The organism is Spirochaetaceae bacterium, assembly GCA_009784515.1.
Lineage (GTDB): Bacteria > Spirochaetota > Spirochaetia > WRBN01 > WRBN01 > WRBN01.
Genome location: WRBN01000011.1, coordinates 18,137 through 31,615 on the forward strand (window position 1 = coordinate 18,137; position 13,479 = coordinate 31,615).

A 13,479-nucleotide genomic window follows, 5' to 3' on the forward strand; every position below is an offset into this window, starting at 1 on the left:
ATTAAGAAGTAAGAGTTTTTTAATTCTTACTTCTTAATTTTATTTAGCCGGGTACATGGGCTTTGCCCGTATTGTGGCCTGCCTTACAGCGTTCGTGCGACATAGCGCGTATGCTGCTAAAGCTTTCGCCGCAATATTTACAATGGTATTGCTCTTTTATTTCACCTTCATATAGTTCGTGAAGATGGCCGTAATTTTTACCCCTTGTGCAGCTTTCCCGTAACATTATGCGTAAGTTAATAAATTCTTCCCCGCAATATTTGCAAAGCACATTTTTTATCATATAAAACCACACCTTTCTACCATAATTTTGGCCATAACATGCTATTTACTTAAATAAAGATTGCGGCCTTTTTTAACACATTTAAGTTGGTGTATTACAGCTTGTTTTCTTTAGTTATTTATATAAGCTAGATTATATAAGAGAACTTTTATTTAGTCAATCGATTTATAATAAAAAATTACACAAAATTTTTGTTACCTTAAGTAATTACGTTGTTAAATTGCTCAATTAATCGATATTTTTTGGAGTATTTAACTCATATTAAGGTACTCAATTATATCTAAATTATTAAAAGTTAAAGGAAGCTAGTTGCCCTTGACAGCTACCACCTTAGCGTTGTAAATTAACTGATAATGAAAGGCTATTACCTGATAGAAACTTATGGCTGCGAGATGAACAAAGCCGAAAGTAATGCTTTGGCTTACGAACTTAACCAATTAGGTTATTTGCCCACCACGCAAGCCGGCGAAGCCGATTGGATAATTATTAATACTTGTAGTGTAAGACAATCGGCCGAAGATAGAGTATGGGGGCGGCTGGGTTATTTTAAAGCTTTAAAAAAAGATAGTAATTTAAAAATAGCTTTGATGGGTTGTATGGCCGAGCATTTGAAAAATGATGAAAAACTTTTTAAAATTTTTAACGTAGACGAAGTTATTGGGAATTTCGATAAAAAAAATTTTATTGCTAAATTGGCTAAAGATAAAGAACAAGGAGCAAGGAACAAGGAGCAAATTAGTGAACTGGGGAACTATTTTACCGGGAACGATGAATATTCCTTTTTTAGCCGCCATCAGGCCAATGGCTTAAAGGCTCATATTCCCATTATGCACGGTTGTAACAATTTTTGCAGCTACTGCATTGTGCCTTACCTGCGTGGCCGCGAAATTAGCCGCCCGCCGGCCGAAATAATTGGTGAAATAACGGCTCAATTAGTTGCAGGAGTTAAAGAAATTGTTTTAATCGGTCAAAATGTTAATAGTTACAATACTGTTTTAAATTTCCCTCAGCTGCTTAAAGAAATTAGCACGGCGGTAAGCGGTAATTTTCGTTTGCGTTTTACCAGCAGCCACCCTAAAGATTTTAGCCGCCAGTTAGTAGAGGTAATGGCCGGCGACAGCCGTTTTGCTCCGCAGCTGCATTTGGCGGCCCAACATGGCAGTGATAAAGTGCTGGCCGAAATGAATAGGGGTTATACGGCGGCAGCGTATTTAGATTTGTTAAAAATGGCGCGGGAGATTATCCCTAATATCGAGATTACTACCGATTTGTTGATAGGGTTTCCCGGTGAAACAGCTGAAGATTTTAAATTGTTGTTGCAATTTATTAAAGAAGCCGGCTTTAACGATGGTTTTACTTATAAATATAACGACCGTGCCGGTACGGCGGCCAGTAAACGCAGCGATAAGGTGGCCGATGAAGTAGCGGCGTCCCGGCTTAGTGAGGTAATTACTTTGCAAAGGGCCATCAGCGCCGAGCGTCTAAAGCGCCGCATTGGGCAAACGGTAACGGTGCTGGTGCAGCACCAAGCTAAAAGAACTGATGACTTATTTGGCTATAATGAGTATAATGAGAATGTAGTCTTTAAAGCCGATAATAGCTTAGTAGGGCAATTTGTAAGCGTTAGGGTTAAAAGTGTGAGCGGCCTAACCTTACAGGGCATAGTTGAAAAGTGAAAGTTAAAAACTGATAGTTGACAGACCGTTAATAAATGTTACAATCTTTCAGTTTTCAGTTTTCAGTTTTCAGTTTTCAGTTTTCAGTTTTCAGTTTTCAGTTTTCAGTTTTCAGTTAAAAAAGGAGAAAAGATGCGAGGGATTATCAAAACAATTATTATGATGGCGGTAGCAGGGTTTTTAGCGGTGTTAATTGCTTTAAATGCCGGGCAAACGGTAAATTTAAATTTTATCTTTTTTCGCTTTAATAATGTTTCTTTAAGTGTTGTGCTTATCATCTTTTTTGTAATGGGATTTTTATTTAGTATCCCCTCTATTATCTCCGCTTCGTGGCGTTATCATAAAAAATATTTAAACAAAATAAATAAAGATAACCATAAAGATGACCCTAAAAAAATTAAGCATAACCGCAAAGAAAACGAACTGGTAAAACCTCTTGATGGTACGAAAAATTAATAGTCATGCAAATAGTAGTAAAAATTGGTAACACCAATACCGTGATTGCCCTTTACGGCGCTAAACATTTAGTAGCCAGCAAATATATTGCCAGTGTTAACTTAGAAGCTGTGTGGGACGATTTTGTTAGTAGTTTTGTGGCTAACTATCAAGCTAAAATAACGATTGCCCTAATAGCTAGCGTGGTGCCGGCTAAAACAGCTTTAATAATTAGCAATTTAAAAACACAGCTCAATTGCCCTATAAAATTGGTAAATAACGAGCTATTTGCTAAGTTACCGGTAAAAATAGCTGTTTCTGCCGAGATTGGGGCCGATTTAGTAGCTAACGCCGTAGGCGGCTATAACTTAGGTAAGCTACCCTTTGTGGTGGCCGATTTTGGTACGGCTTTAAGCCTTACTACCGTTGATAAAAACGCTAAAGCGGCCGGCGTGGTGATTGCACCCGGTCTTAATATGGCTATGCAAAGTTTAGATGGCGGTACCGGTCTTTTAAGCAGTGTGCCGTTGGCTTGGCCGCAGCATATTTTAGGGCGCACTACCGAAGAATCGTTGCAGGCCGGTATCGTGGCCGGTTTTGGCCATTTGACGCAGGGCCTTATTAACGATATAGAGGGCGAACTTGGAGAGCCTTGCAGCATAATTTTAACAGGTGGGTTAGCTTTTTTATATAAAGATAAATTCAAGGGCAGCTACGAACCTAATTTAGCCATTGACGGCCTTAACGCTATTGCTTTAGATTTAAAAAATAATAATTAATATTTAAAGATTAAAAATAAATTAATTCTTGGTTCTTAATTTCAAAAAATGGCTTGACAATCTAAAGATTATAGTTTAAAGTAAATCAATAGCAATTACTATTATTGTTCTTAATCTTTAAGAACTCGCTAAAAGATTTTTGACAAAGTTGTAATTTTATGCTATCTTATTTATATTATATTAAAAAGGAGTAAATACTATGAAAAGTTTACAAGGTACTAAAACCGAGCAAAACATTTTAAAAACTTTTGCCGGCGAAAGCCAAGCCCGTAATAGGTACGATTATTTTGCTAAACAGGCCGAAAAAGAGGGGTTAATCCAAATTAGCCACATTTTTGCCGAAACGGCTTTGCAAGAAAAAGAACACGCTAAACGTATGTTTAAATTACTGCAAAGCGGTGCTGGGCTTGAGATTACCGCTATGTATCCGGCCGGTAAAATTGGCAACACAATGGAAAACCTTGAAGAAGCTGCCGGCGGCGAACACGAAGAATGGAGCGATTTATACCCCAGCTTTGCGATGACGGCTCGTTCAGAAGGTTTTGAAGAGATTGCCAAAATTTGGGACCACATTGCCCTTGCCGAAAAACATCACCAAGAACGCTACTTAGCTTTACTAAATATTTTAAAGAGTGGCGGCGCTTTTAAACGTAATGGTAAAGTTACTTGGGTATGTTTAAATTGCGGTTATTTAGAAGAAGCCAGCGAAGAAGCGCCAAAGTCTTGTCCGGCTTGCGCTCACCCGCAAGCTTACTTTGCCGTGTTTAATGAAAAATTTTAAGTAAGTTTAACTTTGATAAAAAGCCTTTCAAAAGAGAGGCTTTTTCATCAATCAACTGCCCTTGACTAGTCCCTCATTTACCCTTACAATTAGGCTATGAATAATAAATATAAGCTCCTCGAAGAAGCTACCCTTCCTGAATACCGCAGCCAAAGTTATTACTATAAACATCTTAAAAGCGGTGCGCACATCTATGTGGTGGAGAATGACGATGAGGAAAACCTCTTTTGTTTAGGTTTTAAAACGCCTGTTAGTGATGACAGCGGCGTAGCCCATATTCTTGAGCACACGGTGCTGTGCGGCAGCCAAAAATATCCCAGCAAAGACCCTTTTGTTAGCCTGCTCAAAAGCAGTATGCAAAGTTTTTTAAATGCTATGACTTATCCCGATAAAACTCTTTATCCCGCCGCCAGCGCAGTAGAGCAAGATTATTTTAACCTATTTAGCGTTTATGCCGATGCCGTCTTTTTTCCTTTATTACGCAAAGAATCTCTTTGGCAGGAAGGCTTTAGGTACCAGCTTAATAACGATGGCAGCGTTAGCGAAAATGGCGTGGTGCTTAACGAAATGAAGGGCAACTATGCTAATATGGAAAATTTTGCCTACGATGAACTTATCAAAGCTCTCTTCCCTACGAATTGTTATAAATTTGACAGCGGCGGTAATCCCGATTTTATTCCAGACTTAACTTATGAAGGATTAAAAGCCTTTCATCAAAGGTATTACCACCCTTCAAATTGCTCTATATTTTTATATGGTAATATCGATAAAGAAAAAAAGCTTAACTTTTTGGCTAATTACCTTGACCAATTTGATGAAATTAAAGTTGATAACCAAATTGAGCTTGAAAAAGATTTTGCCAATATTCAAACTATCTTTAAAAATTTTGCCGGCGATGATGTAGCGTTAGCTACCGTTAGCGTGGGCTTTAGGTTGGGTGAGCTCCCTAAAGATGAAGTTTTAGCGTTAGAAGTACTTATGCTTATTTTGCTGGGGTCATCGGGCTCGCCGCTTTACATGGCACTGCAAAATAGCGGGTTGGGGCAAGATATTTCGTCCATCACCGGCCTTAGCCTTGATTATCGGGAAGTGCTCTTTAATGCCACCTTACGTGAAGTAGCCCCCGAAAACGAGGCTAAGGTAGAGCCACTGGTACTAAATAGTTTGGAGCAAATAGTGAAAGAAGGGGTAAATACCGACGAGATAGAGTCGGCCTTGCGTACCATCGAGTACAGCCGCAGCGAAATACGCAGCGGCCCTTACGGCTTACAATTGATGGGGAGGTTGTACAAATATTGGAATCATGGCTTAAACCCTAATAAAGCACTGGCTTTTAAAGAAAGTATGCAAAACTTACGTATTAAAGCTTTTGAGCAGGGATTTTTTGAAAATTTAATTAAGAAGCATTTGTTAAAAAATAGCAACCGTTTAACATTAATTGTTAAACCCGATGTTAATTTGTATAAAGAAAGAAGAGCCGCTAAAGAGCAACAGCTAAAAACTTATGCTGCCGGTTTAACGGAGCAGGCAAAAAAATATCTTCGCGAGCAAGATGAACTGTTAAAGATTTATCAAAATTTAAGCGACGAAGGGGGTATCCCCATTTTAAGCCGCGATGATGTGCCTAAGTTGGTTAGTCCTACCGTTTATCAGCTGGACAGTTTAGCCGGTTTACCTTTAATTATAACACCTTGTTTTACGGCAGGTATAACTTATTGGCGGCTGGCCTTTAATATTAATGAACTTAATGAAGAAGAGCTTTATTATTTGCCCTTTTTTACTCATATTTTAAGCGAACTAGGCTACGATGGAGTAAGTTACGATGAAGTAAGCCGTAAGTTAGCTTTAAATTGTGGTGATTTTGCCGTTGGCATAGAAAGCAATGGCCTATGGAAAGAGGGCGGGAAAGTGCAAAGTTACCTTTATTTGTCTTTTTCGGCTTTGCCTAGCCAGTTGGCGGTAGCTGCGGCTACGGTAAGCGAGCTCCTTACTAAGGTACAATTTAATAGTCCTAAACGTCTTAAAGATTTATTTTACGAGCTTTATAATGATTTAAAACAGGCTATTCAGCCGGCCGGTACGTATTTTGTTGGCCTGCGGCTGGGCAGTAAAAATAGCCCAGCTATGGCGATTGAAGAGCGTTGGCAAGGGTTAAGCCAGTTTTTCTTTTTAGAAAAACTATCTAACCAGCTTGATAGCGAAGGTTTTTGGCCTAAAATTATTACCATCTTTCAAAATTTACATCATAAAATTTTTGTGCAAAAAAAACTAACCATCAATATTACTGCCAGCGAAGATGATATGGTAAAGGCTAAAGAAATTTTGCTGCCTTTAGTGCAGGCTTTACCGGAGGGACAGCTGGGGTTGCCGGCAGTTATACCTTTAAATAATGAGGGAAACGAAGGTTTTGCTATTACCAGCGGTGTTAATTATGCCGGTATGATTTTTCCTTGTAGTGACTATATTAGTAAGGAGCGCCGGGCAGAGATACTTTTAAGCCATTACTTAACAACCGGCGCTTTATTACATTCTATTCGTGCTAAAGGTGGCGCTTATGGTGTAACAATGGGTGTATCTGGGATTTACAATTATGCCCAAATAACCAGTTACCGTGACCCGCGTTTAAAAGAAAGTTTAGAAGATTTTGCAGAGGCTTTAAAGCTAAATAGTATAACGGAAGAAGAATTTACCAACACTTTGATTAGCGTAATTGGTAAAGAAGTAAGGCCGCAAGCCCCCAAAGATAAAGCCTTAGCCGCTTTTAAACGTTACCTTTATAAATTGGATGACGAAACTAGGCAGCAAGCGCGTAACCAAGTTTTAGCTTTAACGAGTACCGATTTAATTTTAGCGGCGGAGCGGCTTTACGCTGGTTTACAACAGCAAATAACGGTGGCTATTGGCAGTGAAGAGGCTTTAAAGGAAGCCGGCTGTTTTGGTACAATAATTAAATTGGTTTTATAAGTATTAACGGGTGGTTATATCATTATAACAACTGTTTTAAGTGATAATGCATTTACGGCTGTTATGTGTATATATTGACAGGTGTACTTATATCGTTTATAATTTTTATTTAGCAAAAAGAGGTTTACAGGCGGAACCGGTACGTGTCAAAAATTTTTGAGTTTATGAAGCCTTACAGCTGGATGCTCTTTTGCGCCGCCGTACTTTTGGCGGTAGAGGCTATCTGTGCCTTAGTGCTGCCGGGCTACATGGCTAACATTGTTAATGATGGCGTGCTGGCCGGCCATATAAATGTTATTTGGCGTAATGGTATAATTATGCTTTTAGTAACTCTGCTCAGTATGGCTGCCGCTTTAGTGGTGGGTTTTTTTACCGCTAAAATGGCTACCGGTGTGGCCAACGATTTACGTGAAGCCGTCTTTACTAAAGTGGTGGGTTTTTCGCAAGCCGAAGTTAATCGTTTTTCCACCTCCTCGCTGCTTACCCGCACTACCAACGATATTATGCAGGTGCAAAACACTTTAATGATGGCTATACGGCAATTTATTTATGCTCCTATGATAGGTATTGGTGGTATTATCAGGGCACTTGAGCGTGATGTTTCGATGGCGTGGATAATTGCCCTAGCTACCGTTATTATGGTTGGCCTGTGTGCCATTTTGTTTATTATTGCTTTACCCAAATATAAATCTTTACAAAAACTTATTGATAGGCTCAATCTTGTTTCTCGCGAAAATTTAAGCGGTATTTTGGTAGTGCGTGCTTTTAGCACTCAAAATTTTGAAAAGAAACGTTTTAATGAGGCCAATAAAAATTTGGTGCAAACAGAGTTATTTGTTAATCAAACCTTTGCCTTTTTAACTCCCATTATTATGCTAGTTATGAATATTACCACAGCAGCCATTGTTTGGGTAGGAGCTAGGCGAGCCTCTGCTTTTATGATAGATATAGGCGATATTTTTGCCTTTTTACAATACGGTATGTTAATTATCTTTGCTTTTTTAATGATTTCTATTATGTTTATTATGGTTCCCCGTGCCGTAGTAAGCGCCACGCGTATAAAAGAGGTGCTAGAGACCGAAAGCAGCATAAAATACCGTAAAAACCCTTTGCCCTTACCCAAAGATTTTAAGGGGATTATCGAGTTTAAAGAGGTAAGCTTTCGTTACCCCGATGCCACTAAAGATGATGATAATGTGCTTAATAACATTAGCTTTACCGCCAAACCCGGCCAAACCACCGCCATTATTGGGGCAACGGGCGCCGGAAAAAGCTCTATCTTTAAGTTGCTGCTGCGTTTTTTTGATGTTACCGGCGGCAGTATTACCCTAGATGGCATGGATATAAGAGATATTCATAAAGAAGATTTACATAACAAAATTGGTTATGTGCCGCAAAAGGCCTCCCTGTTTACCGGTACTATTCGCTCTAATTTACTTTATGCCGATAAAGAAGCCTCTGAGGAAAGGTTACTTAAGGCGGTAGAAATTTCACAATCTGCGGCCTTTATTGCCGGCAAGTCGGAAGGCTATGAAGCTAATGTGGCGCAGGGCGGCTCAAATTTTTCGGGCGGGCAGCGGCAACGGCTTTCTATTGCCCGGGCATTGGTGAAAGAGGCGCAGATTTACCTCTTTGATGACAGTTTTTCGGCCCTCGATTTAAAAACCGATGCTCTCTTGCGCGCCGCCCTTAAAGAGCAGATGGGCGACAAAACAATGATTGTTATTGCCCAAAGAATCTCCACCATTATGGACGCCGACACCATTGTGGTTTTAGACGGCGGTAAGATTGCCGGACTTGGCACACATAAAGAATTAATGCAAAATTGCGAAGTCTATCGTGAGATAGCGGCCTCTCAACTAAGTGAAGAGGAGGCCGGCGCGTGAGCGAAGAAAGCAGCGATAGCGGAATAGATTTTGGTATGGGCGGTGAAGGGGTAGCTGCTAAAGCCAAAGACCCTAAAAAAACCTTAAAAAAACTTATTGTTTATTTAGCCCCACACAAAGCGGCGTTGTTGGTAGTGTTAATTTTTGCTTTGGTCTCCACTGCCTTTGCGGTAGTAGGGCCCAGAGTAATGGGCCGGGTTACCACCATTTTAGTAGATGGTATTGTGGCGCACTGGTTTGGTACCGGGCTGCTCACAGATTTTCGCCGTATGGGTACGCTTGTTGGGGTATTAATTACACTTTATATTGTATCGGCCCTCTGTAATTTAATGCAAGAAATTATTATGGCAAGGTTGGCGGTAAAGGTTACCTATCAGCTTAGATCAGAAATCTCCGAAAAAATGCACCGCTTGCCCATCAACTATTACGATACCCGTTCGCAGGGCGAAGTGCTTTCACGCGTAACCAACGATGTGGATATGATTAGCCAAACCCTTAGCAGTAACTTTACCCAGCTGATAACTTCATCAACCACCATCGTGGGTGTGCTTATTATGATGTTAAGTATTAGCTGGTTAATGACTTTGGCGGCGCTTATTGTTATCCCGCTTTCTATGGGTATTATGGTGAAGGTGCTAAATAAATCGCACGTCTTTTTTAGCGCTCAGCAAGAGGCAATGGGGAAACTGAGCGGTATTGTGGAAGAAACCTACAGCGGCCACAATATTATTAGGGCTTATAACGGTGAAGGTGATGCCGGACAGAAATTTACTAAAGAAAATAAAAAGGTGCGCGCCTCTGCGTGGAAGGCCCAGTTTATGACGAATATTATTGAGCCTATCTTTTCTTTTGTGGGCAACTTGGGTTATGTGCTGGTTTGCGTATTGGGCGGTGTGCTGGTAGTGCAGCGCATCATTACCATTGGTGATGTGCAGGCTTTTATCCAATATATCCAAAACTTTACGCAGCCGTTGGGTGAAATTGGCGTGTCGGGCAATATGTTACAGGGTACCATTGCCGCCTCCGAGCGAGTCTTTGAGTTTTTAGAGGAAGAAGAGGAAGTGCCCGACCCCGAAATTTCCTTAGGAAAAACTAGTTATGAGGGGCGGGTAAGCTTTCAGCATGTACGTTTTGGGTATAGCCCCGATAAAATTATTTTGCATAATTTTTCGGCCGAAGTAGCACCCGGCCAAAAGGTGGCCATTGTAGGGCCAACCGGCGCCGGTAAAACAACGGTAGTAAAGTTATTAATGCGTTTTTACGAGTTAAATGGCGGTAAAATTTTAGTAGACAATATAGATGCGGCAACTCTTTCGCGCAAAGATTTACGCGATATTTTTGGTATGGTGCTGCAAGATACTTGGCTGTACAACGCCACTATTATGGATAATATCCGCTACGGTTCGTCGGAGGCTACAGATGAAGAGGTGATTGCCGCTGCCAAAGCAGCCCACTGCCACCAATTTATTAAAACTTTACCCGGCGGTTATAATATGGTTTTAAACGAAGAAGCCAGCAATATTTCGCAGGGGCAAAAACAACTGTTTACTATTGCTCGGGTTATTTTAAAGAATCCGGCCATACTCATTTTAGATGAAGCTACCAGCTCTATCGATACCCGCACCGAAGTGCTTATCCAACAAGCTATGAAAAATATTATGCAGGGACGAACCAGCTTTGTGATTGCTCATAGGTTATCTACCATCAGAGATGCCGATTTAATTTTGGTAATGAAAGACGGCGATATTATTGAAACCGGTAACCACGAACAGCTTTTAGCCGCCGGCGGCTTTTACGCCGATTTATATAACTCGCAGTTTTCTGAGGGTGTAATCAATGAAGATGAAATTTCGTCATTAAGGGAGTAACATAATGAGTAACGAGCAAATAACGACCAAAGATGCAGAAGACGAAAATACCGCAGTTAAAAAGAAAGGTAAAGGCAAAATTATTGCCCTTTTAATTATCACCTTATTGCTTATAGCCGGTACAGTTATTGGTCTTTATTTTATTGGGCAAAGTAGGCGTTACCTGAGTACCGATAACGCTAGGGTAACCACCAATTTAGTAACTATTCAACCATCGGTAGGAGGTATCTTTGAAAATACTGCTCTTTATACCGGCCGTTATGTGGCCGCCGGCGAACTTTTAGGCTGGATAGAAAATAGCGAAACCTTTTTTTCGCCCTTTGCCGGGCTGATTGTTAGAACATACACGGTGCAAAACCAAGTGATATGGCCAATGGAGCCGCTGGCTGTTGTAGCCGATATGGGCAACCTGCATATTCAGGCCAACATCGAAGAAACTTATATTACGCGCCTGCAGCTTGGCCAAGCCGTTAGCGTTACCCTAGATGCTTTTGGTAATAGGCAATTTAGCGGTTATGTAGCTGAGATTGGCCATGTAACCGATGCCGCTATCTCCGGTAATGCTATGTTTTTTAATACCGGCGGTACCTTTACTAAGGTAACACAGCTTATCCCAGTAAAAATTAATTTAAATGATGATATTAACTTAGAAAATTTCATCGGGTTAAATGCTCGGGTGCGTATTGCTATAGCGGCGCCGGTTAATCGGCTTAATAATTTAACTGCGGGTGCAGTTAATCATACCCAAAGATGGAATGTGCATACCACGCTTGGGCTGATTGTAGAGGGAATTAATGTAAACGTAGGCGATAGAGTGAGCGCCGGGCAAATATTGGCTACCTTAGAGGCCGCCGATTTGGCCTACCAAGTGCAAATTGCCGAAGTTGCCTTGCGTACCGCCGAGATAAATATGGCTATGGCCGAGCATAACCACAGAAATGCCGTTGCCCTAAATGCCGCTAGAGCTACCCCTACAGATGAGCTGCGGCAAGCTGAATTTGCCTTGCAGTTAGCTATTACCACGCGCGATCAAGCACGGGTAATGTTAAACGCCGCCCGCACTGCTTTTGAGAGAGCAGTGATTAGAGCACCTAGTGCCGGCACGATAACGGCCATCTTTGCCCGTGAGGGAGCTGTGGCAATGGGGCTTTTATTTGTTATAGAGGATACCGTTGATTAAGGTAGTTCGCTCACCTCACGGCGGTGGCCGGTTTACTCGCTTAGTAGGCTATAAGTAAAGTCGTTACGGCCAGTATTGACTTTATTGGTAACTATTAAAATCATCTATAATTATTAACGCTTATTAAAAAGCAAATAGGGAAGGCTTATGACTAACGTTAAAAGGAATAAAAATTGGTGTCAATTACACGCTCAAACGGCCAGCCAAAGTTGTTGTCCGTATGTTCGGTAGCGTTTGGCGGGTATTCATAACCCAAAATAGTTAAGGTATTCTCTTGTAAAATAGTGTCTGTAAGGCAATAGCCCCACACTTTAGTGGGTTTGTAATTTTTGTGCCATGTTTTTTTAACCACAATGTTATTGCTATTATTACCTCCGTATAATAAGCGGTATTATATAAATCACTACCACAATTAATAGAGTTCCAGATAAAAATATCACAGCCAAAAAAATTTTAAATGAAGTTTTACCATCAATAAAAAAGTGCCAAAACCTCATACCAAGCCCCAACACAACTAGTAGCCAAATACCTGACATTGTTAAAATATTTAAAAACATTGTATTAACTGCTAAAAGTAATATTAAAAAAATTATTTTGGTTAAAGTTAAGGGTCATTAAGTTAAGAACTCTCCCACTTATAATAAGGTTAAGATGGTTAGTAATCGTTACATCGGGGCTAAAATCGTTGGCGGCTAACCAAGCTAACGTAGAGCCTGTTACATCGGTAGGGTCTTCAGTAAATATCTCGTAGAATACACCGGTAATAATCTCTATAATATCAATTTCTTCCGGTAAAAACATTAAAATAGTTTCAAGGTCTAGTTGTTGTAAAAGAGCTAATTCGGTTGGGTCTGTAATAAAATGGGCTAAAAAGCCTTGCATAACCTCCCATAATTTATCTAAATCTATGGTGGAGGTATAAACTACTTGCTCGCTACTGTAAATGTGAATATCTGTAAAAACAACATCTTTAACTATGTGCATAAAATCATCTACGGTAAGGCCGGTAGTCTCGGTCATCGTATCAAGCAGCGCTAAAGTTTCTTCATCTAAAAAATCGAGCTGGGTGCTGTATAGAAATTCGATAAATTCTTCTTGCGGCGGAATAGCCAAAACAAGAACGGGTACAAAAAGTAAAGTAGCTAAAAGTTTTTTCATAATTTCTCCAATTTATTTTATAAGTTTAGGCAGCAACATTAATGGTAAATTAAATGATAATTTTTTAAAGATTAATCCCTAAACGTTTATGGTTAAAGCTAAAAGTGAGTAAATCCATCACTTCATTGTTAATATTTAATTTAATATTAGCTGTAATATCTACTTCCGGGCTAAACCCGTTGATGGCCAGCCAGTTGAGTATAGTTGTAATATCGCGGCTGCTCGCTAAAAATTCGTTTTCTAAAGATAGCTCCATCAGTAATTCACTTAAAGATTCTAAAAAATCAGGCGGCAAAAATGTCAGCAGGGTTTCGATATTTAAAAACTCTTCAAAAAAAGCAAATTCATCATCTTCCAGCATATAACTTAAAAACATTTTAACTATCTCAAGTGTTTTATCTATATCGATAATCATAGTAAGAGTTATTTGTTCGCGGCTATAATGTTGGATAGTTATAGGAACGGCTTG

12 protein-coding genes are annotated in these 13,479 nt (G+C 40.0%); 8 read left to right on the top strand and 4 right to left on the bottom strand.

From position 1 onward, the window contains the following. Positions 1-43 precede the first annotated feature (43 nt). Complete coding sequence (locus tag FWE37_02405; GenBank protein ID MCL2519842.1) at positions 44-283, bottom strand: hypothetical protein; 240 nt, start codon at positions 281-283, stop codon at positions 44-46. 353 nt (positions 284-636) lie between these two features. On the opposite strand from FWE37_02405, the gene miaB reads away from it, so the two are divergent. The 8 genes from miaB to FWE37_02445 all read left to right on the top strand — a co-directional run bounded on the left by miaB (position 637) and on the right by FWE37_02445 (position 11,852). Continuing rightward, complete coding sequence (miaB, locus tag FWE37_02410; GenBank protein ID MCL2519843.1) at positions 637-1,959, top strand: tRNA (N6-isopentenyl adenosine(37)-C2)-methylthiotransferase MiaB; 1,323 nt, start codon at positions 637-639, stop codon at positions 1,957-1,959. Between the two features lie 132 nt (positions 1,960-2,091). Then, positions 2,092-2,415, top strand: a complete 324-nt coding sequence (locus tag FWE37_02415; GenBank protein MCL2519844.1) for a LapA family protein — start codon at positions 2,092-2,094, stop codon at positions 2,413-2,415. Positions 2,416-2,420: 5 nt separating this feature from the next. Then, positions 2,421-3,173: a type III pantothenate kinase gene (locus tag FWE37_02420; protein MCL2519845.1), complete on the top strand. Its 753-nt coding sequence runs from the start codon at positions 2,421-2,423 to the stop codon at positions 3,171-3,173. Positions 3,174-3,372: 199 nt separating this feature from the next. Then, positions 3,373-3,954: a rubrerythrin family protein gene (locus FWE37_02425; protein ID MCL2519846.1), complete on the top strand. Its 582-nt coding sequence runs from the start codon at positions 3,373-3,375 to the stop codon at positions 3,952-3,954. Between the two features lie 96 nt (positions 3,955-4,050). After that, positions 4,051-6,918, top strand: coding sequence for an insulinase family protein (locus FWE37_02430; GenBank protein MCL2519847.1), 2,868 nt, complete (start codon positions 4,051-4,053; stop codon positions 6,916-6,918). A 143-nt stretch (positions 6,919-7,061) separates the two neighbouring features. Next, positions 7,062-8,804 (top strand): ABC transporter ATP-binding protein/permease, encoded by a 1,743-nt coding sequence (locus FWE37_02435; GenBank protein ID MCL2519848.1) that lies wholly within the window; start codon positions 7,062-7,064, stop codon positions 8,802-8,804. Continuing rightward, entirely contained in the window at positions 8,801-10,672 is a 1,872-nt protein-coding gene (locus tag FWE37_02440; GenBank protein MCL2519849.1) for an ABC transporter ATP-binding protein/permease, read from the top strand. Before FWE37_02435 ends, FWE37_02440 begins: the two co-directional genes overlap by 4 nt. A gap of 4 nt (positions 10,673-10,676) precedes the next feature. Next, on the top strand, positions 10,677-11,852 hold the full coding sequence (locus FWE37_02445; protein ID MCL2519850.1) for an efflux RND transporter periplasmic adaptor subunit: 1,176 nt from the start codon (positions 10,677-10,679) through the stop codon (positions 11,850-11,852). A 157-nt stretch (positions 11,853-12,009) separates the two neighbouring features. Here the strand turns inward: FWE37_02445 and FWE37_02450 are convergent, their stop codons facing one another. The 3 genes from FWE37_02450 to FWE37_02460 all read right to left on the bottom strand — a co-directional run. After that, a complete protein-coding gene (locus FWE37_02450) occupies positions 12,010-12,204 on the bottom strand; it encodes a hypothetical protein (protein ID MCL2519851.1) in 195 nt (64 codons plus the stop codon). Positions 12,205-12,413: 209 nt separating this feature from the next. Beyond that, positions 12,414-13,010 (bottom strand): hypothetical protein, encoded by a 597-nt coding sequence (locus FWE37_02455; protein ID MCL2519852.1) that lies wholly within the window; start codon positions 13,008-13,010, stop codon positions 12,414-12,416. 64 nt (positions 13,011-13,074) lie between these two features. Then, a partial coding sequence (locus tag FWE37_02460; protein ID MCL2519853.1) for a hypothetical protein occupies positions 13,075-13,479 on the bottom strand: 405 nt, incomplete at its 5' end.